The sequence below is a fragment of the Streptomyces litchfieldiae genome, assembly GCF_031845365.1.
Lineage (GTDB): Bacteria > Actinomycetota > Actinomycetes > Streptomycetales > Streptomycetaceae > Streptomyces > Streptomyces litchfieldiae.
In genome coordinates this window covers 49110-63954 of record NZ_JAVREL010000019.1, presented here as the reverse complement: position 1 = coordinate 63954, position 14845 = coordinate 49110, and the positions used below count along the sequence as shown (strand labels likewise).

The following is a 14845-nucleotide window of genomic DNA, read 5'->3' as shown; positions in this document are numbered from 1 at the left end:
GTTTCCTAGTGAACGCCGCAGCAGGGGTGCGGGTCGGGGATCTCGAACGGGACATAGCCGCCGCCGCGCACCGGCATCAGCCGCAACAGCAGGGCGCCGTCCGCCCGTTCGGGCCGCACATGGCCGCGGGTGTCCAGCACGGCCGACGCCTCGGGCACCGTGCCGCCCAGCACCTCGGCGCGGCTGATGGCCGTCCGGTCGAACAGTTCGGCCAGCGTGAGGCTGCCGGTGAGCGAGTCCCAGCCGGGGAACAGCACCGCCCGGCCGGTCCCGGAGGCGGCGGCGGTGGCCGCCGCCTCGGCGCCGGCCCGGCTGCCCGCCGCGCCGGGCAGCCACCGCTCGCCCCACACCGCGGAAGGGGCGTCCGCCCCGGCGCCGCGCAGCCGGTCGAGGACCGACCGCGCGGTGCCCTCGTCGGGCAGCGTCAGGGAGACCGCGAGCCGCGGCTCGGGGGCGCGCACCTGGTGGGTGCAGCCCAGCGCACCGGCCGGCAGCGGGAGCAGGCCGGCCAGCCGGTGCAGCAGGTGGTCCGCCTCGCGCGGGGTCCGGGCGCCGCCGTCCAGGCCGATCACGGTCACTCGGGCAGCACCCAGATCGGGTTGGTGTAGAACCACAGGTCCAGCCACGGGTCGGCGTCGCCCAGCACGTCCAGCGCGGGGCCGGCCGGGTCCACGTCCGAGCCGTTCAGACCGGGCTGGGAACGGTTGCCGTCGGTGCCGCGCACCCGGAGGTACAGCGGGTTCTCGACGCGGCCGAGCCGGTAGGTCAGCCGGACGCTGCCGGTGGACTCGTTGACCTCGAACGACTTCACGACCTTCGTCTCGGGCGCGTGGAAGGTGTCCTTGTCGCTCACCGCGCCGGTGACCGCGCCGCGGATGACGTCCACCCGGGCCAGCTTCGGCACGAACTGCGCCCAGTTGGGGCCGTTCGCCAGGGAGATCTCCAGGCTCAGCTCGACGTCCGTGCCGCGCCGGACGTGCAGCGAGCCGCCCAGGGTCGCCGAGCGGTTGCCGCCGCGCACGCGGGCGTTGATGCCGGAGATCAGGCCGCCGTGGTCGACCCAGATCCGGCCGGCGCGGATGCCCTCCATCACGGCGGCGTAGGAGAAGCCGTAGGAGCCGACGTGGGTGCGGCTGTACTGGCCGGGCCAGAAGTCGCCGGCCGTCAGGTTGAGCCCGGAGCCGCGGTAGACGGGGTCGCCGTGGTAGCCGTTGGCGTCGTAGTTGGAGCCCGCCGGGCGGCTGGAGGTGTCGGCGTAGTTGACGTGCGAGTCCGAGTTGGCGGTGATCCACCACGGCTTGCCCTCGGCGAGCAGGCTGTCCCACAGGCCGCCGACGGTGGCGGTCATCCAGTCGAAGCCGCCCCAGGTGCGGTAGCTCTCGGCCGGGTAGCCGGGGAAGGACCGGGCGCCGGGGCTGCTGGTGTAGTAGCCGCGGCCGCTGCCGGCACCGTGCGGGGCGGGGATGCCGGAGGCCTGGTGGCCGGGGGCGCCCTCGAAGCCGACGGCGATGCGCGGCTGCGCGTCGCGCCAGCCGCGGATCTCGTGCGGGGAGTCCACGCCCTGCCGGGCGGGGTGGTTGGCCAGCATGAGCGCGTCCTTGACCTTGCGGCGCTGGATCTGCTCGGCGAGGAAGTTGAGGCCGGCGATCGCCAGGGCCTCGTTGGCGGGCGTGTTGTCGGTGGCGCCCTTGACGCCGCCGTCGTAGTCCGTCTCGAACTGCTTGAGGACGGAGACCTCGTTGTTGCCCGGGTGCACGAAGACGGTGCCGTGCTCGGCGGCCGGGATGTTCCACTCCAGGCCCTGGAAGACGAGGGTGTCCTCGTAACGGTCGCGCGCCTCACGGATGTCCGGGTTGACCTTCTCCACGCCGATGCGGGAGTGGTTGACGTTGCCGTGGTCGGTGATGACCATCCAGTCCAGGCCGAACCGGGCGCCGTTGCCGACCTGGTCGACGACCCGGTACTGGCCGTCGGGGCTGTACTGGGTGTGGATGTGGTGGTCGCCGGCCAGCCAGAGCAGCCGGTCGCCACGCTCGTCGCCGCCGCGCCCGGCCGGGGCGGCCAGGGCCTGGGCCGCGGCGCTGCCCGCGCCCGCCAGGACGCTCGCCCCGGCGGCGCCGGCGCCGAGCAGACCGGCCCGGCGCAGCATGGAGCGGCGGGACATCTGGTCGGGGGTCAGTTCGCCGTCCGGCACGGACAGGTCCAGCGCCGCGGGCAGCGGTCTGGACTCCGTCTCGTGGTCGTGATCGTGGTCGTGGTCGTGATGGTGGTGATGATGCCCGTGGCCGTGGCCCATGCTCGCTCCCCAGGTGGTTCGTGGCTGCGTTGCTGCCGGACGCACTCTTGAGGTGTGGGGTGAACGGCGGGTGATGTCCACGGGTCGTCCGCCCGCCGATTGCCTGACCGGCCAGCCGGGACTGACCGGAGGGACGGCCGGAATTGAGGGACCGCCGCGGCCCGGCTCAAGGCTCCAGAGGCGGCGGCGGTCCCGGCATGGGGTCGCTTGGCGTCAGGCCAGCCGGATGACGTTCCAGGAGAGCGGTTCGAGGGTGGCGGTCAGCACGCCGTCGGACAGCGCCGTGCCGGTGCCCGCGTGCGGGGTGACCCGGTCCGGCTCGGCGGCGGTGTTGCGGGCGTCCGCGTCTGCGTCCGACAGAACGCTGTGCTCGGCCACTTCGGTCAGGCCGAGGCCGTGCAGGGTGACCTCCAGCGGCAGCGCGCGGTGCTGGTCGCGGTTGACGGCGAAGACGGTGACGGCGCCGGTGGCCTCGTCGCGCACGGCCGTCGCGTGCAGCAGGTCCACCTCACCGAACTGCTTGGTGGTGTGCCGGGGGCTCTCGGCCCGGACGTCGAGCACCGTGCCGCGGCCGTACTTCGACGCCTGGGCGAACGGGTGGAACGTGGTCTGCTTCCACGCCGCGCCGCCGGGCTCGGTGGCGATGGGGGCGATGACGTTGACCAGTTGGGCCAGGCAGGCGACCTTGACGCGGTCGGCGTGCCGGAGCAGGGCGATCAGCAGCGAGCCGAAGACGACGGCGTCGGTGACGCTGTAGTTGTCCTCCAGCAGCCGGGGCGCCTCGGCCCAGTCCTCGCCCCGGCCCTCGCCGGAGAGGGTGGGGGCGCTGCCGTCCTGGTACCAGACGTTCCACTCGTCGAAGGAGAGGTTGATCCGCTTCTTCGACTTCAGCTTGGCGCCCACGTGGTCGGCGGTGGCCACGACGTTCTCGATGAACGACTCGGTGTCCACGGCGGAGGCGAGGAACGAGTCCCGGTCGCCGTCGCGCTCGTAGTAGTAGGCGTGCAGGGAGATGTGGTCCACCAGGTCGTAGGAGTGCTCCAGGACCGTCGACTCCCAGGCGGCGAAGGTGGGCATGCCCTGTGCCGAGCTGCCGCAGGCCACCAGCTCCACGTCCGGGTCGATCTGCCGCATGGCGCGGGCCGTTTCGGCGGCGAGACGGCCGTACTCCTCGGCGGTCTTGTGGCCGGTCTGCCAGGGCCCGTCCATCTCGTTGCCCAGGCACCACAGCCGGATGCCGTAGGGGTGCTTGTCGCCATGGGCGATGCGGCGCTCGGACAGCTCGGTGCCGCCGGGGTGGTTGGCGTACTCCTGGAGCTCGATGGCCTCGGCGACGCCGCGCGTGCCGAGGTTGAGCGCCATCATCGGCTCGCCGCCGACCTTGCGGACGAAGTCGATGAACTCGCCCAGCCCGAACTGGTTGGTCTCGGTGGACCGCCAGGCCAGGTCCAGCCGGCGCGGGCGCGACTCCTTGGGGCCGACGCCGTCCTCCCACTTGTAGCCGGAGACGAAGTTGCCGCCCGGGTAGCGCAGGGCGGTCACGCCCAGCTCGCGGATCAGGTCCAGCACGTCCCCGCGCAGCCCGGCCTCGTCGGCGGTGGGGTGCCCGGGCTCGTAGATGCCCGTGTAGACGCAGCGGCCCAGGTGCTCCACGAAGGAGCCGAAGAGCCGCGGATCCACCGGTGAGACGGCGAAGGCGGGGTCGAGGGTGAAACGGGCGGTGTGCGGTGCGTCGCTCATGCGGGTCCCTGGAATCGCTCGCGGGTTGTTCGCGATTGTTCGTAATTTCGTGCAACGGTCGCTACTTCGAACAAAAAAGAACTTAGAACGGGAACGATCCGCCGTCAACGGGTCGACGGCGGATCGCTCCCACGGGTCCGGGACGTGTCCCGGCGCTACTGCCCGGCGATGCCGGTGTGCGCGACACCGCGCACGATCTGCCGCTGGAAGAACACGAACACGATCAGCAGCGGCAGCGCGGCCAGCAGCGCCCCGGACATCAACTGGGCCCAGCGGATGCCGAACGAGGACTGCACGGTGGCCAGGCCGACCGGGAGGGTCGCCAGATCCGGGTCGGTGGTCACCAGATAGGGCCACATGAAGTTGTTCCAGGACCCGATGAAGGTGAAGATCGACACCGCGGCCAGCACCGGCCGGGACAGCGGCAGCACCACCTGGAGGAAGATCCGCCAGCGCCCGGCGCCGTCAATCGTGGCGGCCTCCTCCAGCTCCCGGGGTATCCCCTGGAAGAACTTGAACAGGATGAAGACCATCGCCGGCGCCGACACCTGCGGCAGGATCACGCCCCAGTACGTGTCCACCAGGCCCATGGTCCGCACATTGGCGAACAGCGGCGCGGTGATCACCGTGCCGGGCACCATGATCCCGGCGAGCGTCAGGCCGAACAGGGCACGTTTGAAACGGAAGTTGGTGCGGGCGAAGCCATAGGCGGCCAGCGCCGAGACGACCACCGTCAGGACGGTCACCCCGGTGGAGATGATCACGGAGTTGAGCAGCCACTTGGGGAGGTTGCCGGTGCTGAGGACGCTGCGGTAGGCGTCCAGGTTCATGTTGGACTGGATCCAGCTCAGCGGCAGTTTCTGGGTGTCGCCCTCGGGCTTGAACGAGGTGGACAGCGCCCAGGCGAACGGCACCAGCCACAGCGCGGCGAGCAGGGTGCCGATCGAGGTCAGCACGATCTGGCCAGCGTTGCGGCGCACCTTCACGGCGAAGCCGGGCGAACTCATCGCATCTCCTCATTGTTCGTTTCTCCGCCCGCGCGGCATTCCGCGGGAATCGTCGTTGGCCGCGGCTGGGCAGCCGCGCGTGCGTCACTCACGAGTTCTCCTCGGAACGGTTGCGCACCATCCACAGCCGCAGCAGCGTGACGGCGACGATCAGGACGAAGACGATGTACGAGATGGCGGAGGCGTAGCCGATCCGGTAGCCGGTGAAGCCCTGCTGGATGATGTACTGCACCACCGGCCGGGTCTCGTTGTTCGGACCGCCCTCGTTGATCAGGAAGATCTGGTCGAAGACCTGGAGCGACGCCAGGATCTGGAGGACCACGATGAGGCCGGTGATGTTGCGGACCATCGGCACCGTGATGTGCCACATCCGCTTGAACGGACCCGCGCCGTCCAGCGCCGCCGCCTCGTAGAGGTGGTCCGGGATGGACTGGAGGGCGGCGAGGTAGAGCAGGAAGCTGAAGCCCACGGTCCACCACAGCGTGGCCAGCACCATGGAGAACATCGCCCAGTCGCCCTCCAGCAGCCAGGGCACGCGCTCGTTCAGGGTGTTGTTGAGCAGCCCGAAGTCCGGCTCGTACAGCCAGCGCCACAGCTCGGCCATGACGGCCGAGGGCAGCAGGAACGGCGCGAAGAAGGCCAGCCGCCAGAACCACTTGCCGTGCTTGATGTTGTGCGCGAGCAGCGCCAGGCCGAAGGCGACGATCACGATCAGCGGCGTGATCATGGCGGTGAACCTGAGGGTATTGCCGAGGGAGTCCCACATCTGGTCGTCGCCCAGCGCCTCGCGGTAGTTGTCGAGGCCGATGAACTCGGTGTTGATGCCGGCCAGGTTGGTCTCGTTGAGGCTGTACCAGAGCCCGGAGACCAGCGGCCAGATCAGGAACAGCGCGTAGACGACCAGGAACGGCGCGACGAACCAGCCGCCGTGCTGGAAGACGCGGCCGAGCCGGGCGCGGACGCCGTCCCCGGCGGCGCGCTCGCCGGCCGGGCGGGTGGCGGAGGAGGCCGGGGTGGCGGGGGCGATGGTGGTCACGACGAGATCCCTTCGCCGAAGGGGTTACGGGTGTCGAGCAGGTCGCGCAGGGCCGAGCGGATGTTCGCGACGCCCTCGGCGGGGGTGACCGAGCCCATGGCCGCGGCGGAGAGGTACACGCCGACGTCGGCCTGGACCCGGGAGGAGGTCCCGCAGAACCAGGCCGGCGGGTCGAACGCGGCGATGTCCATGGCGCCGCGGTACTCCGACTGCGGTTCCATCGCCAGGTACTCGGGGTCCTGGAGCACCGGCAGATAGGCCGGCACATGGCTGGCCTCCGCCCAGGACAGGCTGTTCTTGACCAGCCAGGAAATGAGCGTGTGCGCCGCCTCGTTGGCGCCGCCGCCGCGGCCCTCCTGGTGGGGCAGGACGAGGATGTGGGACTCGGCCTGGGTGGCGGGCTGCCCGAAGAGCGTCGGGTAGGGCCGGGCGCCGAAGTCCAGGCCGGCCATCTGGAAGTCGACCACGAGCCAGTTGCCGAAGAGGACGAAGCCGCCGCCGTTGACGAGGTAGCCGACCAGGTCCTGGCCGGGGACGGCGTATTCCTCGGCGACCAGCCGGGCCATGAACGCGAGCACTTCCTCGGCCCGGTCGTCGTCCAGGGTGATCTCGGCGCCGTCGTCGCTGAGGATGGTGCCGCCGGTCTGGGCGTACAGGCCGACAAACGTCCACCAGCACTCGCCCGGCATCAGCGCGTTCCAGCCCAGCGGGGACTGGCCGATGACCTCCCGCACGGCGTCCAGCGCGTCGAGGAACGCCTCGGTGCCGGTGAGTTCGACCAGCCGGCCGTCGCCGTCGAGCAGCCCGGCCGGCTCGCACGCGGCCCGGTTGTAGTAGAACGTCGAGGGGTGGATGTCCAGCGGCAGCCCGTAGAGCTGGCCGTCGATGGTCGCCCGGTCCCACAGCGTGGCGTTGAAGTCCTCCTGGCGCACGCCCTGTTCGGCCAGCAGCCCGGTGTCGATCGGGTCCAGCAGCCGCCCGGGGGCGAACCCGGCGAGCCGCCCGAGGTGCAGCACGCCGACCTCCGGCGCCCGGCCGCCCGCGCCCGCCATGGCGAGCTTGGTGTAGTAGCGGTCGCCCCAGGCCAGGGTGGTGTCCTCGACCTGGATGCCGGGGAACTCGGCCCGGAACCGGTCCAGCATGCCCCGCATGTTCGCGCCGTCGCCGCCGCTGAAGAGATTCCAGAACTGGATCCGGTTCTCCCCTCCGGCCAGGGAGGCGGCCGAGCCGCAGGCGGCTGTGGAGCCGAGGGCGGCGAGCGCACCCAGACCGGCCACGCCGCGCAGCAGGCCGCGGCGGCTCGGTCCGGGGGGCGGCAGGGAGCGTTGGGACATGCGACTCATCCCCACTGTCCTTTGCTTGTTCGAGATATCGAAGAGCGATCGGTGATCCGAACGGACGCTAGGAGTTGAATCGACTCAGGTCAACAGATTGAACAGCACTCCCCGAAAAAAGTTTCGGGGAGCGCTGTCGGCGGCTACTGCCCGGCGATGCCGGTGTGCGCGACACCGCGCACGATCTGCCGCTGGAAGAACACGAACACGATCAGCAGCGGCAGCCCGCCGATGATCACGGACGCCATCACCTGGGCGTACCGGACGCCGTACGTGGACTGGACGTTGACCAGGCCGACCGGCAGCGTCATGGCGTTGGGGTCGGTGGTGACCAGGAACGGCCACAGGAAGTTGTTCCAGGTCTGGATGAACGTGAAGATCGCCACGGCCGCCAGCACCGGCCGGGACAGCGGGACGACGATCTGCCAGAACACCCGCCAGCGCCCGGCGCCGTCCACGTAGGCGGCCTCCTCGAGTTCGCGCGGCAGCCCCTCGAAGAACTTGACCAGGATGAACACCATGGCGGGCACGGCCACTTGGGGCAGGATCACACCCCAGTAGGTGTCCACCAGGTTCAGCGCGACCATCTCGGCGAACAGCGGGGCTATCAGCACCTGCGGCGGCACCATGATGCCGGCCAGCACCAGCCCGTAGAGCACCTTCCGGCCGCGGAACTCGGTCCGGCTGAACCCATAGGCCGCCATCGCCGTCAGCACCACGGTCAGCAGCGTGGTCATGGACGCGATATAGGCGGTGTTGAACATCCAGCGCGTCAGATCGCCGGACTCCCACACCTGCCGGTAGGCGTCGAACGTGATCCGCGAGCCGATCCAGTTCAGCCCGGTGTCGGTGGTCTCGTCCTCCGGCTTGAGCGAAGTCGCCAGCGCCCAGGCCAGCGGCAGGACCCACAGCACGGCCAGCACGAGGGAACAGATCAGCAGGGCGACACGCCCCCGCGTCCAGCGGGCCCGGCGCCCGCCGTCGTCCTCGTCGCCGCCCGGCCGGATGACGTTCCGCACAACGGTCAACGCGCTCACGATGCATTCTCCTCACGGGACCGGCGGGTCAGCCGCAGATGGATCAGCGAGACGATCACGATCAGCGCGAAGAAGATGTACGAGATCGCCGACGCGTAGCCGATCCGGTAGCCGGTGAAGCCCGACTGGTAGACGTACTGGAGGATCGGCCGGGTCGACTCGTCGGGCCCGCCGCTGGTCATGATGTAGACCTGATCGAAGATCTTCAGCGAGGCCAGCAGTTGGAGGACCAGCACGACCCCCGTGGTGCGGTTCAGCATCGGCAGCGTGATCGTGCGCAGCCGCTGCCAGGGCCCCGCGCCGTCCAGTTCGGCGGCCTCGTACAGATGCTTCGGGATGGCCTGGAGGGCCGCCAGGTACAGCAGGAAGTTGAAGCCGACCGTCCACCAGATGGTGGTGATCACGATGGAGAGCATCGCGTACCGGGTGTCGGTCAGCCAGCCGATGCCCGGCTGGAGCCCGAAGGCGTTGAGCAGTTGGTCCGCGAAGCCGAAGTCGGCGGGGTAGATCACCCACAGCCACAGCAGGCAGACCACGCCGGACGGCAGCAGGAACGGCGCGAACCAGCTCAGCCGCCACAGCCAGCTCACGAACCGCAGATGGTGCGCGAGCAGCGCCAGCACCAGGCCGACGACGACGAGCGGCACGGTGGACAGGACGGTGAACCAGACGGTGTTCCACAGCGAGGACCAGACGTCCGGGTCCTGGATCGCCTCGACGTAGTTGTCCAGGCCGACGAACTCCGACTGGGTGCCGGCGATGTCGTTGTTGCCCAGGCTCATCCGCACGCCCCACAGCAGGGGCCACACCAGGAAGAGCGCGTAGACGATCAGGAAGGGCAGGGTGAACGCGAGGCCGTGCTCGCTCCAGTGGCGGCGTATGCCGCGCGGCGGGGCGGTCGCGCCGGCCGCCTCGGCGGGCCGCTGGGCGGTGATGGTCATGCGGTCTCCCCGAACGGGCTCGGTGTGTCCAGCAGGTCCGCCAGCCGGGAACGGGCCTCCTCCAGCGCGTTCCGCGGCGATCGGGAGCCGGTCAGCACGCCGGAGAAGACCGCGCCCAGTTCCAGCCACAGCATGGACGCCGAGCCGGCGAACCAGGCCGGCGGGTCCAGCGCCACCTCGTCGATGACGGAGCGGTACTCGGACTGCGGGTGCATCTCCAGATAGGCGGGCTCCTCCAGCGTCGGCAGATAGGCCGGCACATGACCGCCGGCCGCCCAGTCGACTGAGTGCCTGAGCATCCAGGCGACGAACGCGTGGGCCGCCTCGTTGGTGGCGCCGCCGCGGTCGTTCTGGTTGGGCAGCACGAAGGAGTGGCAGTCGGCCTGGGCGGCGCCGCTGCCGAAGAGGTTCGGCACGCGCGCCATGGAGAACGGCATCCCGGTGTTGGTGAAGGTGGAGACCTCCCACTCGCCGTTGAGGAAGAAGCCCGTGTCGCCCGCGCTGAAGATGCCGACCGTGCCCTGGTAGTCGACCTGCGGCGGGGCGAGCCCGTCGGCGGTCAACGACCGCATGTACTCCAGGACTTCAAGTGCCTTGGCGTCGTCGAGGGTGATCCGCGTCCCGTCGTCGCCGAGCAGGGTGCCGCCGGTCTGGGCGTAGAAGGTGGCGAAGATCCGCCACGGGCCTATGGTGTCAGCGCCCAGCGTCTCGATCACCAGCCCCGGCCGCCCGGTCACCTCCCCCGCCGCGCGCACCGCCGCGCTGAACGCCTCCCGGCCCTCGATGGGCAGGAGCCGGCCGTCGCCGTCGAGCAGCTCGGCCCGTTCGCAGATGTCGGTGTTGTAGTAGAGGACCATCGGGTGCGTGTCGAGCGGGATGGCGTACTGCGCGCCGTCCACCGCCCCGCGCCGCCACAGGTCCTCGGGGAAGTCGGCCGGGGTGACGCCGTACTCGGCCAGCAGGTCCAGGTCGAAGGCGTTCAGCAGCCGCCCGGGGGCGAACCCGGCGAGCCGGGCCAGGTGGAGCACCGCCACCTCGGGCGCCCGCCCGCCGGCCCCGGCCATGCCGAGCTTCGTGTAGTACGGAGCCCCCCACTGAAGGGTGGCCGCTTCAAGCTCGATGTCCGGGTGTTCCTGCCGGAACGCGTCCAGCATGGCGGCCATGTTGACGCCGTCGCCGCCGCCGAACAGATGCCAGTAACGCAACAGGGTCCGGCCCGAACCGGCGCCGCTGGGCGCGGCGCACCCGGCCGCCGTGAGGGCGGCCAGGGCGCCGAGTCCGGCGACGGAACCGAGCACCCGCCGGCGGCTCGGGCCGGGCGGTGGCAGGGATGGTGGATGCATACGGCCGTCCTCGCAATTCGTAATCTCGAACGGAGATCGGAGACACGAACGAGAACGTAGGTGTGACGCACCTCACCGTCAACGGTTTGGCCGGATACGGAGGAAAATTCTCAGTGCGGAAGGCTGACGATCATCTTGCCGACGTTCTCCCCGCGCAGCATGCCGAGGAAGGCGTCGACCGCGTTCTCGACACCCTCGACGACGGTCTCGCGGAACCTCAACTCCCCGGACCGCACCCAGCCGCCGACCTCCTCGACGAACTGCGGGCGGATCGCCAGGTGATCGCTCACGATCATGCCCTCCAGCCGCAGCCGCTTGCCGACGATCTGCGCGAGGTTGCGCGGCGCCGCCGGCGGCTCGGCCGTGTTGTACTGCGCGATCATGCCGCAGATCACCGCCCGGCCACGCAGCTTGAACGCCCCGAGTGCGGCCTCCAGATGCTCGCCGCCGACGTTGTCGAAGTACACGTCGATCCCGTCCGGCGCCACCCCGGCGAGCTGCTCCGCGACCGGCCCGGCCCGGTAGTTGAACGCCGCGTCGAACCCGAACTCCTCGGTCAGCAGCCGCACTTTCTCGTCCGAGCCCGCGCTGCCGATGACCCCGCTCGCACCCTTGAGCCGGGCGATCTGCCCGGCCTGGCTGCCGACCGCGCCGGCCGCGCCCGACACGAAGACCACATCCCCCGGGCGCAGCCGCGCCACCTCCAGCAGCCCGGCGTACGCGGTCAGCCCGGTCATGCCGAGCACCCCGAGATACGCGGTGAGCGGCGCGTCGTCGGGCGAGACCCGGGTGGCGTGCCGGGCGTCCACCGTGGCGTACTCCCGCCAGCCCAGCCCGTGCACCACATGGTCCCCGGGCGCGAACTCGGGCGCCTCCGACTCGACGACCACGCCGACCGCGCCGCCCTCCATGGGCCGGTCCAGCTCGTAGGGCGGCACATACGACTTCACGTCGTTCATCCGCCCGCGCATATAGGGATCGACGGACAGGTACTCGTTGCGCACCAGCACCTTGCCCGGGCCCGGCGGCCGCACCGGCTCCTGGCGCAGCGCGAAGTCCTCCGGCACGGGCCACCCGCGGGGGCGGGCGACCAGGTGCCATTCACGGCCGGTGGCGGGCAGTTCCACGGGAACCTCCAGGGGGGTGCAGGGCTCACGCACCATGATCCGCCCGCGTAGCCTCATCGGCATGTCGCGACGCCGCCACTTCGCCCTCGCGCTGCTCGGCGCGGCCGCCCTCGCCAGTGGTTGCAGCACACTGCCGGAGGCGCCGCCGGCACCACCCGGCGCGGGAACCATTCAACCGGAGGCCACGCCGGAGGAGGGCCTGGGCGGCGCGATCGTCCGGGAGGAGTTCGGCTGGGGGGACCCGGAGGACGGGGACACAAGGTGCCCCGCCCCCACTCCCAGCGAGCCGGCCGATCCGTCCACCGATATCGCATACCTGTGCATGTACGTCGGCGAGCCCGTCCCGGAAGGCGAATAGCCTCACCCCGCGAACGCCGCCTGCGCCAGCCCCCGCCCCGCGCCCGGCAGCACCAGCACCGAGCCGGCCAGCGGCTCGCGGCCGGGGTCGGTGCCGACGGCCGCCGTGGTGATGTAGAGATCGGTCAGCCCGGCCCCGCCGAACGCGGCGGCCGTGGGCCGGGACACCGGCACCTCGACGGTCCGGTCGAGCTTCCCCTCCGGCGTGTAACGGCGCACCGCGCCGCCGTCCCAGAACGCCACCCACAGACAGCCGTCCGCGTCCACGGTCATCCCGTCGGGGAAGCCGGCGACGTCCCCGGTGTCCACCAGCGGCCGGCGGTTCGTCACGCCCCCGTCCGGTGTCACCGTGAAGACGTCGACGCGGCGGGTCGGGGTGTCGATGTAGTACATGAGCGAGCCGTCCGGGCTCCAGCCGAGCCCGTTGCTGACCGCGACGTCCGGCAGAACGGTCTCACCGGCCCCGTTCCCGGTCACCCGGCTGAGCGTGCCGCCGCCCGGCTCCTCGTCGTACCGCATGGTCCCGGCCCACAGCGAACCGTCCGGCGCCACCGCCGCGTCGTTGCCCCGGCGGCCCCGCACCGGCTCGTGCCGCAGCCAGCGGAACGCGCCGTCGGTGTCGTACAGGCCCACGCCGTCCCGGAGGTTGACCACCAGGCCGCCGCCGGCCCGCGGCTTGGCCGCGCCCACGTGCTGCTCCGTCGTCGTCACGGTGCGCCGGCCGGTCGCCGGGTCGAAGAGGTGCACCCGGGCCGAGAGGATGTCCACCCAGATCAGCCGCTCCTCCGCCGGGTCCCAGGTCGGGCCCTCCCCCAGCTCGGCCCGCGCCCGTATCGCGATCTCCGGTCCGTCTGAAACGCTCGCCACGCTCGCCTCGTTCCTCTCACTCAGCCCGCTCGTGCCTCGGATCCGCCCATCAGTCGCGCGCGTGATGGCCCAGCCGCTCCGACAACTGCCCGGCGCCCTTGACCGCCAGATCCGCCAGCTCGTCCTGGCGCTCCGGGGACCAGCGGATCATCGGCACCGAGATGCTCAGCGCCGCGACCACCCGCCCGGCGCGATCCCGGACCGGCGCGGCCACACAGCTCACGTCCGGGTTCGACTCGCGCTGCTCGGACGCCAGCCCGCGCTCCCGGACCTCCGCCAGCGTGCGGCGCAGCGCGGTCGGGGAGGTGATCGAGTTCGGCGTCATGGCGGGCAGCTCCCCGGCGGGCAGCCGCTCGTCCAGCTCCTCCGGCGACAGGGAGGCGAGCAGCATCTTGCCCACCGCGGTGCAGTGCGCGGGCAGCCGGCGCCCGGCCGCGGACACCATGCGCACGGCGTGCGTGCTGTCCACCTTCGCGATGTAGATCACATCGGCGTTCTCCAGGACCGCGACGTGCACGGTCTCGCCGCAGGTCTCCGCCACCGCCCGGGCCACCTGCTGCCCCTCAGCCGCGAGATCGAGCTGCTCGGCGTACCGGCTGCCGAGCTGATACGTCCGCACGCCGAGCCGGTACCGGCCCGGCTGCTCCGGTACCGGGACCAGATAGGACCGGGCGGCGAGCGTGGTGACCAGCTCGTGCACCGTGGTCCGCGGCAGTTGGAGCCGACGGGTGATCTCGGGAGCGGACAGCGTTCCGTCCCCGTCGAGGAAGAGCTCCAATATGTCCAACGCCCGGCTCACCGCCGGCACGCGACGCCCCATGCCCGTTGGCTTCCGCCACACAAATGTTCGACATCCCGACCATGCGCCGGGATGCCGAACATACGCTAACCAGCCGCCCGCTTCGGGGGCAATGGGCGGGACGTCCGCTGTTACGAGGCTCCTCGACGCTCGACCGAGCGCAGCCGCTGGGCCACCGGGCCCGGCAGCCGGTCACCGGCCCGGTCCGCGACCACCCCCGCCGCCCGCGCCGCGGCCTGCCGACCGGACAGCGCCGCGGAGTCCACGGCGTTCCGCACGGCCGGATTGGCCCGCACCCGATCCGCGGCCTCCCGCAACTGCTCGTACCGCTCCCGCCCGGCCCTGGCACCGAGCACGTAGCCCACCGCCACACCGGCGATGAAAGTGAGCTTGCGCATGGGACGCTTCCCTTCTCCCGCTCCCGATCTTCTCCTGGCACGCCGCGCCGCCGGTAACCGGGTAGCCCCGGATACCGATTTCGAAGCACCCCCTCACATGCGCTAATGTATGGCCCGCGACGCAGTCACGCCCCAGGCATGAGGGAGTGGCCGGAGCAGAGCGATCCCCTGTAGCTCAATTGGCAGAGCAGCCGGCTGTTAACCGGCAGGTTACTGGTTCGAGTCCAGTCGGGGGAGCATCACCAGCATCGCGCGAAGGGCCCCGTCCGGGGCCCTTTGTTCATCCGCGTGCATCACTCCCCGCCCGCCGGGAACCGATCACCCCATATCCGCAGTCCCAGCCTGTGTACGACCACCCCCCAACCCGGGCGGCAGATCGTATGAGCAGCTATGCTGCGGCAGACGGCGCGCACAGATGTGCGCGGCACGCCGTCGCGGGGCGGTAGCTCAGCCGGTTAGAGCAACGGACTCATAATCCGTCGGTCGTGGGTTCGAGTCCCACCCGCCCCACCCACCGGCTCCGGTCTTGAGCCATATGCGGCGTCGAACCTCTGGCCCCCGGT

Annotated in this window: 14 protein-coding genes and 2 tRNA genes; 3 read left to right on the top strand and 13 right to left on the bottom strand. The window is 71.0% G+C overall.

The features are described 5' to 3' along the window. Positions 1 to 5: 5 nt before the first annotated feature. The 10 genes from RM590_RS27180 to RM590_RS27135 form a co-directional block, all read right to left on the bottom strand. Entirely contained in the window at positions 6 to 578 is a 573-nt protein-coding gene (locus tag RM590_RS27180) for a hypothetical protein (protein ID WP_311707362.1), read from the bottom strand. Continuing rightward, complete coding sequence (locus tag RM590_RS27175) at positions 575 to 2296, bottom strand: PHP domain-containing protein (RefSeq protein WP_311707361.1); 1722 nt, start codon at positions 2294 to 2296, stop codon at positions 575 to 577. Before RM590_RS27175 ends, RM590_RS27180 begins: the two co-directional genes overlap by 4 nt. A gap of 213 nt (positions 2297 to 2509) precedes the next feature. Then, the gene (arfA, locus tag RM590_RS27170; protein WP_311707360.1) at positions 2510 to 4036 is read right to left on the bottom strand and encodes an arabinosylfuranosidase ArfA; all 1527 of its coding nucleotides are present in this window, start codon (positions 4034 to 4036) and stop codon (positions 2510 to 2512) included. A gap of 155 nt (positions 4037 to 4191) precedes the next feature. Continuing rightward, positions 4192 to 5043 (bottom strand): carbohydrate ABC transporter permease, encoded by an 852-nt coding sequence (locus tag RM590_RS27165; protein ID WP_311707359.1) that lies wholly within the window; start codon positions 5041 to 5043, stop codon positions 4192 to 4194. Between the two features lie 88 nt (positions 5044 to 5131). Next, positions 5132 to 6079 carry a carbohydrate ABC transporter permease gene (locus tag RM590_RS27160; RefSeq protein WP_311707358.1) on the bottom strand — a complete coding sequence of 316 codons (948 nt, stop codon included), beginning with the start codon at positions 6077 to 6079 and terminating at the stop codon, positions 5132 to 5134. Then, positions 6076 to 7413: an extracellular solute-binding protein gene (locus tag RM590_RS27155; protein ID WP_311707357.1), complete on the bottom strand. Its 1338-nt coding sequence runs from the start codon at positions 7411 to 7413 to the stop codon at positions 6076 to 6078. The genes RM590_RS27160 and RM590_RS27155 overlap by 4 nt, the downstream gene beginning before the upstream one ends. Positions 7414 to 7556: 143 nt before the next feature. Next, the gene (locus RM590_RS27150; protein WP_394813985.1) at positions 7557 to 8441 is read right to left on the bottom strand and encodes a carbohydrate ABC transporter permease; all 885 of its coding nucleotides are present in this window, start codon (positions 8439 to 8441) and stop codon (positions 7557 to 7559) included. A gap of 5 nt (positions 8442 to 8446) precedes the next feature. Further along, positions 8447 to 9391, bottom strand: coding sequence for a carbohydrate ABC transporter permease (locus tag RM590_RS27145; RefSeq protein ID WP_311707356.1), 945 nt, complete (start codon positions 9389 to 9391; stop codon positions 8447 to 8449). Beyond that, positions 9388 to 10734, bottom strand: a complete 1347-nt coding sequence (locus tag RM590_RS27140; protein WP_311707355.1) for an extracellular solute-binding protein — start codon at positions 10732 to 10734, stop codon at positions 9388 to 9390. Before RM590_RS27140 ends, RM590_RS27145 begins: the two co-directional genes overlap by 4 nt. A gap of 110 nt (positions 10735 to 10844) precedes the next feature. Further along, on the bottom strand, positions 10845 to 11897 hold the full coding sequence (locus RM590_RS27135) for an NADP-dependent oxidoreductase (RefSeq protein WP_311707445.1): 1053 nt from the start codon (positions 11895 to 11897) through the stop codon (positions 10845 to 10847). A 25-nt stretch (positions 11898 to 11922) separates the two neighbouring features. Here RM590_RS27135 and RM590_RS27130 point away from each other — a divergent pair, with 25 nt between their 5' ends. Beyond that, positions 11923 to 12219 carry a hypothetical protein gene (locus tag RM590_RS27130; protein WP_311707354.1) on the top strand — a complete coding sequence of 99 codons (297 nt, stop codon included), beginning with the start codon at positions 11923 to 11925 and terminating at the stop codon, positions 12217 to 12219. A gap of 2 nt (positions 12220 to 12221) precedes the next feature. Here RM590_RS27130 and RM590_RS27125 read toward each other — a convergent pair whose 3' ends face one another. The 3 genes from RM590_RS27125 to RM590_RS27115 form a co-directional block, all read right to left on the bottom strand. Then, positions 12222 to 13085, bottom strand: coding sequence for an SMP-30/gluconolactonase/LRE family protein (locus tag RM590_RS27125; RefSeq protein WP_311707353.1), 864 nt, complete (start codon positions 13083 to 13085; stop codon positions 12222 to 12224). A gap of 49 nt (positions 13086 to 13134) precedes the next feature. Further along, the gene (locus RM590_RS27120) at positions 13135 to 13905 is read right to left on the bottom strand and encodes an IclR family transcriptional regulator (protein WP_311707352.1); all 771 of its coding nucleotides are present in this window, start codon (positions 13903 to 13905) and stop codon (positions 13135 to 13137) included. Positions 13906 to 14015: 110 nt separating this feature from the next. Continuing rightward, the gene (locus tag RM590_RS27115; protein ID WP_311707351.1) at positions 14016 to 14282 is read right to left on the bottom strand and encodes a hypothetical protein; all 267 of its coding nucleotides are present in this window, start codon (positions 14280 to 14282) and stop codon (positions 14016 to 14018) included. A gap of 164 nt (positions 14283 to 14446) precedes the next feature. On the opposite strand from RM590_RS27115, the gene RM590_RS27110 reads away from it, so the two are divergent. Both RM590_RS27110 and RM590_RS27105 read left to right on the top strand, forming a co-directional pair. Continuing rightward, positions 14447 to 14519, top strand: a tRNA-Asn gene (locus RM590_RS27110). A gap of 199 nt (positions 14520 to 14718) precedes the next feature. After that, positions 14719 to 14792, top strand: a tRNA-Ile gene (locus RM590_RS27105). The last annotated feature ends 53 nt before the right edge of the window (positions 14793 to 14845 follow it).